This is a genomic window from Grimontia hollisae CIP 101886 (genome assembly GCF_000176515.1).
Taxonomy (GTDB): Bacteria; Pseudomonadota; Gammaproteobacteria; order Enterobacterales; family Vibrionaceae; genus Enterovibrio; species Enterovibrio hollisae.
Genome location: NZ_ADAQ01000011.1, coordinates 388,134 through 404,145, shown reverse-complemented (window position 1 = coordinate 404,145; position 16,012 = coordinate 388,134). Strand labels below are relative to the sequence as shown.

12 protein-coding genes are annotated in these 16,012 nt (G+C 49.2%); 4 read left to right on the top strand and 8 right to left on the bottom strand.

Features of this window, described 5'->3' with window-relative positions:
* Positions 1-22: 22 nt before the first annotated feature.
* The 4 genes from VHA_RS08110 to gap all read right to left on the bottom strand — a co-directional run bounded on the left by VHA_RS08110 (position 23) and on the right by gap (position 5,729).
* Positions 23-1,294: a YeaH/YhbH family protein gene (locus VHA_RS08110; protein ID WP_005503436.1), complete on the bottom strand. Its 1,272-nt coding sequence runs from the start codon at positions 1,292-1,294 to the stop codon at positions 23-25.
* A gap of 39 nt (positions 1,295-1,333) precedes the next feature.
* The gene (locus VHA_RS08105; RefSeq protein ID WP_005503435.1) at positions 1,334-3,268 is read right to left on the bottom strand and encodes a PrkA family serine protein kinase; all 1,935 of its coding nucleotides are present in this window, start codon (positions 3,266-3,268) and stop codon (positions 1,334-1,336) included.
* Between the two features lie 504 nt (positions 3,269-3,772).
* Positions 3,773-4,636, bottom strand: coding sequence for a D-hexose-6-phosphate mutarotase (locus VHA_RS08100; RefSeq protein ID WP_005503433.1), 864 nt, complete (start codon positions 4,634-4,636; stop codon positions 3,773-3,775).
* A 97-nt stretch (positions 4,637-4,733) separates the two neighbouring features.
* On the bottom strand, positions 4,734-5,729 hold the full coding sequence (gene gap, locus VHA_RS08095; RefSeq protein ID WP_005503431.1) for a type I glyceraldehyde-3-phosphate dehydrogenase: 996 nt from the start codon (positions 5,727-5,729) through the stop codon (positions 4,734-4,736).
* Positions 5,730-6,243: 514 nt separating this feature from the next.
* On the opposite strand from gap, the gene msrB reads away from it, so the two are divergent.
* Positions 6,244-6,624, top strand: a complete 381-nt coding sequence (msrB, locus tag VHA_RS08090; protein ID WP_005503427.1) for a peptide-methionine (R)-S-oxide reductase MsrB — start codon at positions 6,244-6,246, stop codon at positions 6,622-6,624.
* Between the two features lie 67 nt (positions 6,625-6,691).
* Here the strand turns inward: msrB and VHA_RS08085 are convergent, their stop codons facing one another.
* Positions 6,692-7,558, bottom strand: a complete 867-nt coding sequence (locus tag VHA_RS08085; RefSeq protein WP_040528492.1) for a DUF2989 domain-containing protein — start codon at positions 7,556-7,558, stop codon at positions 6,692-6,694.
* A 156-nt stretch (positions 7,559-7,714) separates the two neighbouring features.
* Positions 7,715-9,481 carry a calcium-binding protein gene (locus VHA_RS08080; RefSeq protein ID WP_005503424.1) on the bottom strand — a complete coding sequence of 589 codons (1,767 nt, stop codon included), beginning with the start codon at positions 9,479-9,481 and terminating at the stop codon, positions 7,715-7,717.
* A gap of 380 nt (positions 9,482-9,861) precedes the next feature.
* On the opposite strand from VHA_RS08080, the gene VHA_RS08075 reads away from it, so the two are divergent.
* Positions 9,862-10,149 (top strand): YeaC family protein, encoded by a 288-nt coding sequence (locus VHA_RS08075; protein WP_005503423.1) that lies wholly within the window; start codon positions 9,862-9,864, stop codon positions 10,147-10,149.
* A 63-nt stretch (positions 10,150-10,212) separates the two neighbouring features.
* Here VHA_RS08075 and ansA read toward each other — a convergent pair whose 3' ends face one another.
* Together ansA and sppA are read right to left on the bottom strand one after the other, a co-directional pair.
* Entirely contained in the window at positions 10,213-11,223 is a 1,011-nt protein-coding gene (gene ansA, locus VHA_RS08070) for an asparaginase (protein ID WP_005503422.1), read from the bottom strand.
* Positions 11,224-11,319: 96 nt separating this feature from the next.
* Positions 11,320-13,176, bottom strand: a complete 1,857-nt coding sequence (sppA, locus tag VHA_RS08065) for a signal peptide peptidase SppA (RefSeq protein WP_005503421.1) — start codon at positions 13,174-13,176, stop codon at positions 11,320-11,322.
* 161 nt (positions 13,177-13,337) lie between these two features.
* Here sppA and VHA_RS08060 point away from each other — a divergent pair, with 161 nt between their 5' ends.
* Together VHA_RS08060 and VHA_RS08055 are read left to right on the top strand one after the other, a co-directional pair.
* Positions 13,338-15,347: an oxidoreductase gene (locus VHA_RS08060; protein WP_005503420.1), complete on the top strand. Its 2,010-nt coding sequence runs from the start codon at positions 13,338-13,340 to the stop codon at positions 15,345-15,347.
* 97 nt (positions 15,348-15,444) lie between these two features.
* Entirely contained in the window at positions 15,445-15,993 is a 549-nt protein-coding gene (locus VHA_RS08055; protein ID WP_005503419.1) for an NAD(P)H nitroreductase, read from the top strand.
* Positions 15,994-16,012 lie beyond the last annotated feature (19 nt).

Sequence of the window (16,012 nt, the reverse complement as noted above, 5' to 3'; positions counted from 1 at the left end):
TTCATCCGCAAAAAAGTAAGTCCTAACTTACCTGCTTTTTAAACAACTCCCGGAAGACAGGGAAAATGTCATCGGCAGAGCGAATATTCTGCATGGCAAAATTGTCGTAGTTTTCTGCCACTGACTCATACTCGCGCCACAGTGTTTGGTGAGCGCGTCGAGTGATTTCGATATACGCATAGTAACGGGTAACCGGTAGCAGTTGTTTCTCCAGCAGCTCACGACAGCCTGGGGAGTCATCTGCCCAGTTGTCACCGTCTGAAGCCTGTGCGGCGTACACGTTCCATTCATTGGCAGGGTAACGTTCCTTGACGATGTCGTTCATCAGCCTGAGAGCACTGGAAACAATTGTGCCGCCGGTTTCCTGAGAATAGAAAAACTCATGCTCATCCACTTCTTTGGCTTGCGTGTGATGGCGGATGAATACCACTTCTACATTTTTATAAGTACGGGTCAGAAACAGATACAAAAGAATATAGAAACGTTTTGCGATGTCTTTGGTGGCCTGATCCATGGAGCCTGACACATCCATCAAACAAAACATCACCGCTTGGCTGCTAGGTTGTGGGCGTTTTTCGTAGTTTTTGTAGCGCAGGTCAAAGGTATCGATAAAAGGAACTGCCGCAATTTTTGCTTTCAGTTCATCAATTTCTTCTTGAACACGTTTTTCTTCAAGCGGCTGGGCGGGCTCTGTACTTCTCAGTGATTCCAGCTCTGCTTCCAGTTCACGCAGTTTTCGGCGCTTACCGGCTGACATTGCCGTGCGGCGTGCCAATGAGTTTTGTAAAGAGCGCACAATGGCGATATTGGCGGGCACACCTGTTGCTTTGAAACCGGAGCGGTGGGTCTTCCATTCCACCAGCTTGGTCATCTGATTCTTTTTCAGATTTGGCAGTTCCAGATCTTCGAACAGTAAGTCCAGGTATTCATCTTTTGATATCTGGAAAACAAAATCGTCCTGTCCTTCGCCATCCGGACTTGCCTGACCTTCTCCCGCGCCACCACCTGCTCCGCCTCCTGGCGGGCGTTCAATGCGATCGCCGGGGATGAACTGGTCGTTACCCGGATGGACAGCATCACGCTGCCCGCCCTTACCTTGCCGGAATACAGGCTCTCGAATATCACGGGAAGGGATAGTGATGCTTTCACCGCTATCCACATCGGTAATCGACCGTTTATTGACAGCATCGGCAATCGACTCTTTGATCTGTCGTTTATGACGTCGCAGAAAACGTTGACGGTTTACCGTACTCTTATTTTTCCCGTTGAGCCTTCGATCAATAAAATGCCCCATAAGCCCCCCGTAAGTTTCACTTTATCCCTAGATAGACGTTTACGAGGATTTACGCACACGCAGGTACCATTCTGACAGCAGACGGACTTGCTTGCGGGTATACCCTTTTTCCATCATACGGGCGACGAAGTCATCGTGTTTCTTCTGCTCTTCCGTGGATGTTTTCGCATTGAAGGAAATCACCGGCAGCAGCTCTTCGGTGTTTGAGAACATCTTCTTCTCGATAACGGTGCGAAGTTTTTCGTAGCTTGTCCATACTGGGTTTTTGCCTTCGTTGTTGGCACGGGCACGAAGCACAAAGTTCACGATCTCATTACGGAAGTCTTTCGGGTTACTGATGCCTGCGGGTTTCTCAATTTTCTCCAGTTCACTGTTGAGCGCTGAACGGTCAAACAACTGTCCGGTGTCAGGGTCACGGTATTCCTGATCCTGGATCCAAAAATCAGCATAGGTCACGTAACGGTCAAAGATATTCTGACCATATTCGGAGTACGATTCGAGATAGGCTGTCTGGATTTCTTTACCGATAAACTCAACATATTTCGGGATCAGGTAGCCTTTCAGGTTTTCGAGGTATTTTTCAGCGCTCTCCTGCGGAAACTGCTCACGTTCTATCTGCTGTTCCAGTACATAAAACAGGTGTACAGGGTTTGCAGCGACTTCTGAGTGGTCGAAGTTGAATACACGGGAGAGGATCTTGAAGGCAAACCGGGTTGAAAGACCATTCATACCCTCGTCTACCCCCGCATAGTCGCGGTACTCCTGATAGGACTTGGCTTTGGGATCTGTATCTTTCAGGGTTTCACCGTCATAAACACGCATTTTCGAGAAGATGCTGGAGTTTTCTGGCTCTTTTAGCCGTGAAAGCACGCTAAAACGGGCAAGAATGTCGAGTGTGCTTGGCGAACAAGGCGCATTCGACAGCTCACTGTTTTCCAGTAATTTTTCGTAGATTTTTATTTCTTCGGACACGCGTAGGCAATAAGGCACCTTCACGATGTAAACACGGTCAAGAAACGCTTCGTTGTTCTTGTTGTTGCGGAAGGTTTGCCACTCTGACTCGTTTGAGTGCGCCAGGATCATGCCATCAAAGGGCAGGGCAGAGAGCCCTTCTGTACCGTTGTAATTGCCTTCCTGTGTGGCAGTAAGCAGTGGGTGCAGCACTTTAATCGGTGCCTTGAACATCTCTACAAACTCCATCACGCCTTGGTTGGCTTTACACAGCGCGCCGGAGTAGCTGTAGGCATCGGGATCATCCTGGGCAAAATGCTCGAGCTGCCTGATGTCAACTTTACCGACCAGAGACGAAATGTCCTGATTGTTTTCATCGCCGGGCTCGGTTTTTGCGATGGCGACTTGCTCAAGGATCGATGGCCGGACTTTTACCACTTTGAACTTGGAAATATCACCGCCAAATTCGTGCAGCCGTTTAGCCGCCCAGGGAGACATAATACTGCGCAGGTAACGTTGCGGTACACCGTATTCACTTTCCAGCAGCGCACCGTCCTCAACAGCATCAAACAAACAAAATGGGTGATCATTGACAGGACTACGCTCGCCGTTGGCAGTCAGCACATAAATCGGCACTTTCTGCATCAGGCTTTTGAGTTTTTCAGCCAGTGATGATTTACCGCCACCGACAGGCCCCAGCAGGTACAGGATTTGTTTGCGCTCTTCCAGACCTTGCGCAGCATGCTTGAGGTAAGACACAATTTGCTCGATAGCATCTTCCATGCCGTAGAAGTCTTCGAATGTTTTGTAACGTGAAATTACCCGGTTGGAAAATAGGCGGCTTAAACGGGGATCGAGTGCGGTGTCGATCATCTCCGGTTCGCCAATAGCCATTAACAACCTTTCTGCCGCGTTGGCATACGCACTGCGGTCTTCCCGGCAAAGGTCCAAAAACTCTTGAAGGCTCAGCTCTTCGTCTTTTGCTTCTTCGTAGCGCTGACGATAGTGGTCGAAAATACTCATGGTCCTGCCCCCTAAATCGTGCTGTTATCAAGTAGAAAGGATATCGGCGCAGTTGCTTTCATACCCTCACTCTTTTAAGACTAGTCGCAACTGATCAATTTGCTTGGTTGAATTACTTGTTTTTTCGATATTTTTCCCTTTTGTTATTCGGTGTTGTATTCGCGCTACCATGGTTTGGTTGTGTGAATATCTCTACTTAACCGTTTATACACAGGAAATTCATCTAACGATTCGTTCCTCGTGGAGAATTCTCATCATCGAGACGCTTTGCTGGCATTTTCAATGTCTGTCACAATTAAACCTGAAACACTGGGTGTTTGGCGGTCTCTGTCATTCGGTTTTTTCTGGATTGAACAGTAAGACTTTCCTTATTGTGGATTTCGACACTTGTTGGCGAGCGATTTCTTATGTCTTTGTGAACCCTGTTTTAAAGATGCCAGACAAGGAAAAAGCCGAAACACTAGAGGTTCCGGCTTAGGTGATGGTTGTTTAATGTTTAACGGCTTATCTGCAAATTATCTCGGTTGAGAGGGTATGCTGCTCGCCCGGTTGGAGTGTCACACTTCTGTCGTACACGGCAGACTCGGTACAAACCATGGTTAAGAATCCATCGTTTCCCATGTCGGCTATGCTCTCAGCCAGTGCTTGCCATGGATTCCAGACCACGACGCAGTTGTTACCCCGGTTGGCCACGGCAATGCGTCGATGGTTGATCGTGTCTTCAACGATGATGCGCTCAGACGCTTGGGTGTAGATGCGATCTACCTCGCCTTTGAAGGTGACGTTGCCAGAACTGGGTTTACGCTCACCCTTCTCAATGTATTCATTACCCAGCCCGGAAACGGTGGTTTGATGAATATCACCGATGTTGAGGTAGGTATGCAGCGCGCCGCCAATCTGGATTGGGTTTTTGCCGGTGTTGGTTGAAATCAGGCTGACTTTGAGCGTTTCGCTCACCTCAACCTGCAATTCAGCATGAAACGCATGTGGCCAGATAGTGCGGGTTTCTGGTGTGTCTGACAGTGTAAGGCTGACAATGACACCGTGGTCATTTTCACGGTGTTCATTGAGCGTCCATTCATGGATGCGGGCAAAACCGTGTGAAGGGGCGGCTGCCTTGCCAAACCAAGGCCAGCATACCGGGATGCCTCCCCGAATGGCGTTGTTACCGGTGAAGTCTGCGTTTTTACTTACCCAGAGCATTTCTTTTTTACCCGCGGGTACGAAGCTGAGTACATGACCACCGAATAAGGAGATTGCCGCTGTGGCTTTGGGGTGAATAATGCGAACAACGTTGATACCGCCCAGTTCGCAGATAGTGACGTAATCTGAAAGTACGGCAAGGGTAGGGAGCTGTTTAACGTCCATGAAGGCACCTTTTAAACGTTAGATACAAAACTCAGGTACAAAAAAGGCGGCCAACCAGCCGCCTTTTTCACTCATGCCTTAAGGGCAATCCGGAAGATTACTTAGAGATGTGAGCAATCAGGTCCAGAACTTTGTTTGAGTAACCGATTTCGTTATCGTACCAAGATACAACTTTAACGAATTTGTCAGTCAGTGCGATACCTGCTTTCGCATCGAATACTGACGTATTAACTTCACCGATGAAGTCTTGAGAAACAACATCGTCTTCGGTGTAACCCAGAACGCCTTTCAGTTCACCTTCTGACGCTTCTTTCATTGCTGCACAGATAGCTTCGTATGATGCGCCTTCTTTCAGGTTAACAGTCAAGTCAACCACTGAAACGTTCGCAGTAGGAACGCGGAAAGCCATACCAGTCAGTTTGCCGTTCAGCTCTGGCAGAACAACGCCAACTGCTTTTGCTGCGCCAGTTGAAGATGGGATGATGTTCTGAGAAGCACCACGGCCACCGCGCCAGTCTTTCGCAGAAGGACCGTCAACCGTTTTCTGGGTTGCAGTGGTTGCGTGAACGGTGGTCATCAGACCTGATTCGATACCGAATTTGTCGTTCAGTACTTTTGCGATTGGCGCCAAGCAGTTTGTGGTACAGGACGCGTTAGAAACGATGTCTTGACCTGCGTATGAGTTGTGGTTAACACCCATAACGAACATTGGTGTTGCGTCTTTAGATGGGCCAGTCAGAACGACCTTCTTCGCCCCTGCAGTGATGTGCTGGCGAGCTGTTTCGTCAGTCAGGAAGATACCCGTTGCTTCTGCTACAACATCAACACCCACTTCATCCCATTTCAGGTTTGCAGGGTTGCGCTCAGCGGTAACACGAACAGTTTTACCGTTAACGATCAGGTTGCCGCCTTCAACTTCAACGGTACCGTTGAAACGGCCGTGAGTTGAATCGTACTTCAGCATGTATGCCATGTAGTCAACGTCGATCAGGTCGTTGATTGCTACAACGTCAATGTCGTCACGTTCAACAGACGCACGGAAAACGAAACGGCCGATACGGCCAAAACCGTTAATACCTACTTTGATAGTCATTATGTTGCTCCACAACTTAATATCTAGTGAAAGAGAATTGGTAGTAAAATTACAGAATCAATATCACCCATGCAAGCAAAAAACCCATCTAAATTGCTTAAAGTCAAAAAACAGTACGGATTATTATTACAGCGCCTAAACAATATTTGAACATACTACAAAATATTTGAAATATTCTTACGAAGTTGAGTTGTTTGATATTTGTTCAATAATGCTTGCTATACGCCAGCAGGCGCATATTTGTTTTGAATATTAAGTATGATGGCAATAGGGGACTGGGTCAGTGCGAAAATTGAGACTTAAAAACGAGTTTGGCTGCGGTGGCTGTAACGCATTGTTGAAACGACAAAATGTCTTTGAACATTGGCGCTCTGACTCTGCGGGTAAAGCGCTTTTTGACCCCGGGTATTAACTGTAATAGGACGACGGGAAGACGTGCGTATTATGCCCAAACGGGTCGTCACTTCAAGTAATTTGGCGGTGAAATAACTTTCCCTTATATAAAGAGGACGTGATGAAATCAGATAAAGAGTGGAAAGCAGAACTTTCTGAAGATGCTTATAAAGTGTGCCGTATTGGACACACTGAATCACCATTTAGTGGTGCTTTATTACATAACCATAAAAAAGGGACATATCATTGTGTCTGTTGTGGTGAATACTTATTTGATTCAGACACAAAGTTTGATTCTGGCTGTGGTTGGCCGAGCTTTGACTCTGCGGTGGAAGGGGCTATTCGTTATCTGCCAGATCACAGTCACGGGATGATGAGAACGGAAATCCGTTGTCGGGCATGTGACAGTCATCTTGGGCATGTGTTTGATGACGGACCGACAGAAACGGGAAAACGCTATTGTGTCAACTCTGTATCGATGACATTTAAGGATCAGAGCTAATCGCTTCTTGTTTCACGGGCGAAAAGTGCACATTATGCACACGTTGTGGTTTTGAGGCCGGAGATGATCAAGAGGGGTTGCCTAGCGCGGACAGTTGCTTTAGCAAGCCTTTTTCAAAGTCACCGCCTTCGATTTCTGAAGCAATATCGTTAGCGATATCTGCAATGGTTGCCCGGCGAGCATCTGCCATGGGGTAGAGCAATTTCAGTTGCGCTTCTTTAGCGATAGGCAGTCCCAACTTTCCGCCAACCAGTGCCCAAAAGTATGCATTGTCCAGTTTGCCTAGTGAGTGATTTGCCGTTGCAAGGGACTTGATCACTTCAGGAATCACCTCTTCACGGGTCTTGCCTGCGCGGCCATCGTAAAAACTCAGTGCTTTTAGCAGCAGTTCAATCGTGTGAGTTTTGTCTTTGTCGACATAGTAAGTCGCCAACCCCAGTTGCAGTTCGGGGGTATCCAGGTATTCGGTTTCTTCCAGTTTCAGGAACTGTTCCAGTGCCTCGTTATCACCTTGTGTCCAGCGATAGTAGATAATGGAAGGTTGATAGGAATTTTTCAGATCATTTTCCAGCATTTCGATGGCGTCGTAAGCATGGAAAAGGGCTTCTGTGCGCAAGGTTTTCTTGGCTTTCAGCGTCGTTGTTTCGATTTGGGCAGCAAGCTCCATACACTTGGCATATTTTTTGGTCAGCAAAAGTTCATCAAACTTGTTGAGGTCGGAGCCTTTCTTTACCACATCATAACGTTTCCAGATAAGGTCGGTACGTTCATGCCGGCATTGCCCATCCCGGATGTTGAGCTTATAGCAGATCTGCGGATAATTCTCACACAGCTGGGCAGTACTTCGGTTGTTCTCGAAGCATCCCACAAGAAAAAATGGGGTGGTGGCAATGAGGGCCAATTTAATCGGGTAGTTCAGGAAGCCTGTTTTCATAGTCTTTGTGGCTCTGTCTCTTTGTGCATACAAATGACTTATAACATAAACGCTACCTTTCAGTTTATGCGCATTTCACGACTTTTGCGTGAGTCCACAGAGATAAAAAAGACCTGCTACATGAGCAGGCCTTTCGTTTTTGCGTCCCCAAATAGGTCAGAGAAGATCTATACCCTGATAGGTAATGTTTTCAGCATCCGTCCAGATAGTGACCTGATCATCACTGTAGATGTTAGTAAAGACAAATGCTTGAAGCTGTGATACTTGGGTGGTTGTCAACGCCATCTTTTCAATCATAGCTGACGTAATGTCAGCATTGGAAATATCAGCTGCATCGTATTGCCAGTGACCTCCTGTCAGGTTGAGGGTATCTTCCCCTTCACCCAACCAGGCAACAAATCCCTGCCAGTCATCATTGTCTGTGGTGTCGGACTGGGCATTGATCCCATAGATATTGATTGTAACGGTCTGATGACTGCTGTCACCGATAACCGCCTCAATACCGGCAATGACATTTCCTTGTGTATTGGGGTTATCTTGATAACTGTTACCGGTGAAATCTGCATGCACAGAGCCTGACATTCTCAGGGAATCAAACCCGGTTGAGGCATCATAGATATGTTGGTTAATCGCCCTGCCGTCTGGCAGTATTTCTGTTTGTCCCTGAAAGTCTTGGAGATCAAAAATTAACGTATCTGAATGGGTGCCACCTATGAGGATGTCTTCGCCGCTTCCCCCATCCAGCAGGTTGTCACGGCTAATCCAGCCTGCTAACAGGTAGTCGTTGCCGTTTCCGCCCAGCAACGTATTACTGCCGAGGTTACCGAATATCCAGTCGTTGCCCTCACCACCGTCGATGATGTCGTTTCCAGCGTTACCTCGAAGGGTGTCATTACCCCCTTCGCCATAAATAGTGTCGTCTCCGTTGTTACCGCGAATATCATCATCACCAGTACCACCTAAGATTTCATCCTTCCCGGCACCGCCAAAGAGCAAATCGTTACCGTTGCCGCCTTCAATGTAATCGGCGCCTTGATCTCCACGGATGATGTCGTCGCCATTATCGCCCCAAAGTTCATCGTCGCCTGTGCCACCGCGGATAACATCATCGCCATTCTGACCACGGACATAATCAGTGCCGTCTCCGGCTAGCAAGGTGTCATTGCCGCGACCGCCGTAAAGGCTGTCATTTCCCGCTCCGCCCTCAAGTTTGTCGATGCCGTTCTGACCTTGAAGAATGTCGTCGCCATCCCCCCCGTGAAGGTGGTCTTCGCCGTTTTCGCCCCAGAGAATATCGTTACCTTCGCCGCCAGACAGCATGTCATTGCCTTGACCGCCAATGAGATAATCATCTCCGCCTTCTCCAAACAGCCTGTCGTCACCGTCATAGCCATAAAGGTTGTCGTTGCCATGGTTGTCGGCAGTGCTGCTTATTTCCTCGACTATGATAGTGACATTGGACGCCGGAATGTCTGTGTTGATGCCACTGAGGCCAAAGGGGCGCCAGTCGAATCCAGAAAGTTCGGAAGAAAGCAGGGTAAAAAACACCAGACTGACGCCGTTTTCAACATTAATATCAATGGCTGAGCCATGCTCTGCGGTGTTTGTATAATCAACAATAATCTCGCGGCTTAATACCGCACCAGATGCATCGAGAATGGCATAGCCGAGGCTTTGTGCTTCAGGGGACGGAAAATTGAACTGTGATAAAGTCACCGAAATAAAGGTGTCATGTTGAATGGCATAGCGGCCATCTGCGCCGGGCGTCAGCGTTTGTATTTCAGACGGAGACGTATCGCCGTAGAGTGTGTCGTTTCCTTCGTATCCCAGTAGGGTGTCACTACCCAACAGGCCGTAAATGTCATCATCGTCATTTGTGCCGACAAGATTGTTGTTTGTATTGGTGCCAAAAATCGATGCCATAAGGCGTACCTTGCTCTTGATTGTGGATACATGGTTAAGCCACGGGTACTGCATCGTGGTTTGGTGCTACTGGACGGGCGGACAGACTTCTCGACAGGGTTTTACAACTGCTCTGGAAGGCCAATTTCCGTTTGCTGGGTTTCGTCATCCAAAAATTGGCAAAAGATCTCGGATCTCTCAAGACACAAGATGCGTATTCAGATGAAAATCAGTAGTATTGTGGTCACTGGAAAATAAAAACAGACACTAAAGTGCTAAAAAAGACTGACGCTTGTGGTGAGGATAAGCCGGGCGATCATTCTTCTCTGTTGGTACTGTGATTTATTATTTAAAGTGAAACACTTAGCCTGAAAAATACCAAGGAACACAGAGGATCTATCATGGATATTGAGCAGCTACTGTCCACTGTCACCCCGGACGTTTATGAACGTCTCATGTTTGCTGTTGAAACCGGGAAATGGCCAGAAGGGACACCGCTGACCCAAGAGCAGCGCGATCATGCCATGCAAGTGGTCATGCTTTATCAATCCCGCCATAACACCAATCCGCAACACATGACAGTAGGCGCAGGCGGTGAGCTTACACTGAAGTCTAAAGCGCAGCTTAAGCGTGAATTCGCTTCCAATCAGGAAACCATCGTTCAGGCTAGGGTGAACGACAGCGACTAAAGAGATGTTCTGATCGATAAAACAGGCCAGTGGGTTGCTGGCCTGTTTTGATCCAGAGGTGTTTTACAGTGTCAGTTCTCCACGCAGGTCTTGCTGGAGTTGCGTGCGAAGCGCGTCCATAGGTAAGTCTTGGCTGAGCAGGAAGTGTAGTTTCGCCAAAGCAGCTTCCGGCGTCATGTCGTAGCCGCTCAGTACGCCAGCTTCAGCTAATGCGCAGCCTGTTGCATATCCGCCCATGTTCACCTTTCCGGCCAGACACTGTGTCAGGTTCAATACCACAACGCCCCGGCTGGTCGCTTCACGCAGCAGCCCCAGCAGTTCCTGATTCTGCGGTGCATTCCCCACGCCAAAGGTCAGCAGGATCATAGCATTCACCGGTTGTTTCAGCGCATTTCGGATCACCTCTGGGGAAATACCCGGGTACATCATAATAATGGCGACCGGCTGCTCAGTGATGGTGTGGACCTTGAATTTACCCTCAGGTTTCTTGTCTATCTCTGCGCCATGCAATTGGATGTTGATACCGGCTTCCAGCAGCGGTGGCAGGTTAGGCGAGGTAAACGCATTGAACCCGTCCGCATGGGATTTGGTACTGCGGTTACCGCGCAGAAGCTGGTTGTTGAAAAACAGGGTAACTTCGTTGATTGGGTAGTTTGCCGCAATATGCAGCGCATTTAGCAGGTTTGCCTGACCGTCAGAGCGAAGCTCTGCCAGTGGGATTTGTGACCCTGTTACGATAACTGGCTTATCAAGGTTCTCCAGCATGAAAGATAAGGCTGATGCGGTGTACGCCATGGTGTCTGTGCCGTGGAGAATGACAAAGCCATCGTAGTTGTCGTAGTTGTCACGAATATCGTCTGCGATGCGCTGCCAATCTGCCGGCGTCATGTCTGAAGAGTCAATCAGGGGGCTGTATTCATGGATAGTGAATTCAGGCATCTCTGGACGATGGAATTCCGGCATTTGTTTGAGTTGTTCTTGCATAAAGCCAGACACAGGGATGTAACCCTGTTCGGATTTCAGCATGCCGATTGTGCCGCCTGTGTAGGCGATATAAATGTGTTTTCTTTCCATCTTCACAACTTAAATGTAGACGAGGTAGTGGGCGCATTATACGGGGTGGATTTGCGAAAAAAACCCCCGGAAAATGCCGAGGGTGATGGGGAGATCTCAGTTTTCATAATAACTGCAATTTGGGCATAGCGCATATTGCCCGTTTGGATCATTGAAGTTATTTAGGTTGTTTATCTCGGTAATTGCCGCGTTAGCAAATTGTTGTGCTGTTTTGGGTAGAGTAATTAATGGCTGAACATCCAGCATGACCATCGCCTGGCTGATCAGGTTATAGATAAACTGTTGCGCAGGGGTCAGTGGCTCTTCCATCCAGTTCAGTGAATATTCTTCTACCTTGGCAAGCTCTGCCGCAACAGCAATGGCATCATCAAAGTCGCCCATCTGGTCGACAAGTCCACGCTTCATGGCGTCGTAGCCTGTCCAGACACGCCCCTGTGCAACCTGATCGACATCTTCCAGTGAGAGGTTACGTTCACTGGCGACCAGACCGATAAAGCGCTGGTAACCGTTTTCGATACCCAGTTGCATGATGTCGCTGATTTCATCTGGCAATGCACGTGTCACACCCACTCCGGCAAATGGCGTGGTACCGATACCGTCGTTATACACACCGTATTTTGCCAGTACATCTTCAAAGGTGGTCAGAATGCCGAAGATACCGATAGAGCCAGTGATCGTAGTCGGCTGTGCCAGAATGCGGTTTGCACTGCTTGAAATCCAGTACCCGCCGGAAGCCGCCACACTCGACATCGAGACAACCACCGGCTTGCCGGCTTTCTTGAGAGCATCCACTTCGTTACGGATCACCTCAGAGGCAAATGCACTGCCTCCGGGGCTGTCTACACGCAGCACCACGGCTTTAATGGCATCGTTCAGGCGTGCATCGCGAAGCAGTGCTGCCGTTGTATCGCCGCCAATAGTGCCTTCCGTTTCAAAGCCATCGATAATGGCGCCACTGGCCACCACAACCGCAATTTGGTTCGCTTTTGGGTAGTCGAAGTCCAAGGGGGCATAGTCGTAAATGCTTACATAGTTGAAGCTGTCTTGGCCATCGCTGCCAAGCATATCGGCAAGACGGAGACGGGTTTGCTGGCGAGTCAGCAGTTCATCAACCAGCCCCATGTTTTGTGCCAGCTTCGCAAAATCGCCACCGGCTTCTTTAAGTTTGGCGATCAGGCTCGGTGCATCAGGCGTAAGCACGGCGGGGTCGATATTGCGGTTTGTCGCCACATCATCTACGAAGGCAGCCCAAAGCTGGTTCAGCCAGACAGAGTTAGCTTCACGAGCCTCTTCCGACATGTCGGTGCGGGTATAAGGTTCAACGAAAGACTTGTAGGTACCGACACGGAAGACGTGGGTAGTGACGTCGAGGTTTTCCAATAACTCCTTAAAATAAAGGTTATAGCTACCATAGCCGCGAAGGAGGACAGCACCATCCGGCGCCATAAATATCTCGTCAGCATAGCTGGCGAGGTAATACTGGCTCTGGTTGTAGTGATCACCGATTGCCACGACAGGTTTTCCGGTTGCCTTGAACTCATTGATCGCTTTGGCGATATAACGCAGCTTGGTCAGGCTGGTTTCTGACATATCAGAAAGACTCAGCACCATGCCATTGATCTTGTCGTCTTTCGCACCTGCACGGATTTGATCAACGATGTCGTAGAGCACATTTTCGACATGCATTTGCTGACCGAAAAGGTTTCGGGTGGCGAAATCGTAAGGGTCGATACGGCGCCGTTTTTCAACAATGGGGCCGGCAATATCCACCAGCAATGCCTGTTCTGGTTGTTCAATCGGTTTGGTTTGTGTCTCATGCTCCGTGGTGAACACAAAATAGATCCCAACCAGAATCGCAATGAACAGGATGTTCAAAATCAGTTGTCGGGCAAAACTGAGTGCTTTCCAGCACCATTTAAAGAAGGTGCCGATAAATTTAAAAAGCGTTTTCATTTGGTTATCCAGCGTCTTTACCTGACGCTAATCGTAACGAATCCTACTCAAATAGAATAGTGGTGATTATTGTTGTAAAAATGTAAACAAACGTTTGAAACTTTTGTTTGCCTGACTTATCTTGGTCTGACCAGAACGAATAATAACTATGGAAGCGCTTCATGAATTCGCCTTACCCACACCTGCTCGCACCGTTAGACCTTGGCTTTACGCAGTTGAAAAACCGTGTATTGATGGGGTCGATGCACACTGGATTGGAAGAATCGAATGATGGATTTAAGAAGCTCGCCGCCTTCTATGCGGAAAGGGCAAAAGGCGGTGTTGGTCTGATTGTGACTGGCGGCTTTTCTCCCAATTTCCGGGGTCGCCTCCATCCTCTGAGTGCACAATTCAGCAGTGGCCGTGCTGCCCGAGCGCACCGCACTATTACCGATGCAGTACATCAACATGGCGGCAAGATAGCGCTGCAGCTTTTGCATGCTGGCCGGTATGCGATGCATCCGTTTGCACTCAGCGCCTCAGATATGCGGTCGCCGATCTCAACGTTTTCCCCATCAGCGATGAGTGAACGCCAGATCCTCAATACGATTAAAGACTTTGCCAAAAGCGCAGAACTTGCGCGTGAGGCAGGTTATGACGGCGTCGAAATCATGGGGTCGGAAGGCTACCTGATTAACCAGTTTATCTGTGCACGTTCAAACACCCGTTATGACCGCTGGGGCGGCAGTTATGAAAACCGCATGCGTCTGGCGGTCGATATTGTTAAAGCCGTACATGAGCGGGCAGGGCGGGATTTCATCATCATTTTCCGTCTTTCTATGCTGGACCTGGTAGAGCAGGGCAGCACCCATGACGAAGTGGTAATGCTTGCAAAAGCACTGGAAAGTGCCGGTGTCACTATCATCAATACCGGTATTGGCTGGCATGAAGCGCGGATTCCAACCATTGCCACGCAAGTGCCGCGTGCCGCGTTTGCATGGGTAACTGAGCGCCTGAAAGGGGAAGTAAACGTACCGCTGGTGACCTGCAACCGCATTAACACGCCGGAAGTCGCAGAAAACATTCTGGCCTCCGGACAGGCAGATATGGTGTCGATGGCACGTCCATTCCTTGCTGATGCCGCCTTTGTTGCCAAAGCAGAGCAAGGCCGTGCCGATGACATCAACACTTGTATCGCCTGTAATCAGGCGTGTCTTGACCATGTGTTTAAGGGCAAGCGTGCCAGCTGTTTGGTGAACCCGCAGGCCTGTTATGAAACGGAACTGGTGGTGACACCGGCTGTGAATAAGCGCCGCGTTGCTGTGATTGGCGGTGGAATGGCTGGGATGGCTTTTGCCACTACCGCGGCTGAGCGTGGCTTTGAGGTGGTGCTGTTTGAGAAACGCGATACCCTTGGTGGGCAGTTTAATCTTGCGATGCAAATTCCCGGCAAGGAAGAATTCAAGGAGTCGATTCGCTATTTTACCCGCAAGGTTGAGCAGTCAGGGATTGATGTGTGCCTGAATACAGAGGTTGATGCTGACACGCTAAAAGAATTTGATGAGGTGGTGGTCGCGACTGGCGTGAAGCCTCGCATCCCCAATATTCCGGGTATTGACCATCCTAAAGCCATTGATTACCAGACTTTTATCCGTGAAAGACCTGAGCTTGGTAGGCGCGTCGCAGTGATTGGTGCCGGTGGTATCGGCATCGACGTGGCGACTATGATCACTGAACCTGAAAATCACTCTCTGGAAGACTGGCTCAAAGACTGGGGGATCGACCAGAGCATCTCGTATGAAGGTGGTCTGTACCCACAGCCACATTACGTTGCCCAGCGTCAGGTCTGGTTGCTGCAACGCAGGCCGGGGCGCGTTGGCAAAGGCCCGGGGAAAACGACAGGCTGGATCCATCGTAAGACGTTGGAAAAGCGGGGTGTAGAATTACTGGGTGGCGTCAGTTACGAAAAAATAGATGATGCAGGTTTACATATTTCGCTGGAAGGGCAGCATCATATCCTGCCTGCTGACCATGTGATTGTGTGTGCGGGGCAGGAATCGGTGAATGGCTTGGCCAAAGCACTCGAAAGCCAGGGTGTGAAAACCCATGTCATTGGTGGCGCCGAGCATGCCGGTGAACTTGATGCCAAACGGGCGATTCGCCAGGGCGTTGAACTGGCGCTGTCACTCTGAACGGCTTTGTGAAAAACCACAAAACCTGCGTGGAGTTCTTCCCCGGGTTTTGTGTTATTTTCAGGTAATGATTTTCTCTTCGATTTCAGGATACGTTATGGACGCCATTACCCTTCTGACCCAGCGTCGCTCAATTCCCCGTTTACTTGCGCCTGCGCCTTCTGGCGAAGCGCTCGAAAACATGCTCGCAGCAGGCCTTCGCGCCCCGGATCATGGCGCGCTGACACCCTGGGAATTTGTGGTTGCCACCGGTGAAGGACTGGATAAGCTGTCTGAGATATTGAGACGTGCTGCAGAGTCGGATAACGAAGATGAAGCCATGATTGAAAAAGCGCGTAATGCACCGTATCGCGCCCCTATGGTTATCACTGTTATCGCCCGCACCAAGCAACATGACAAAGTGCCAGTGATCGAACAGCATATTTCGGCAGGATGTGCTGCCCAGGCAATGCAGATGGCTGCGGTAGCCCAGGGGTTCCAGGGCTTTTGGCGCACCGGAAAGTGGGCGTATCATCGCGTGGTACGTGAAGCATTCAATGTGTCTGGTGATGATGAAATAGTCGGTTTCCTGTATGTGGGTACGCCAGACTGCACGCCAGCCAGTGTGCCAAAGCGCGATACTGCCAGCTACGTGACTTACCTATAAATCCATCATATCAACAATT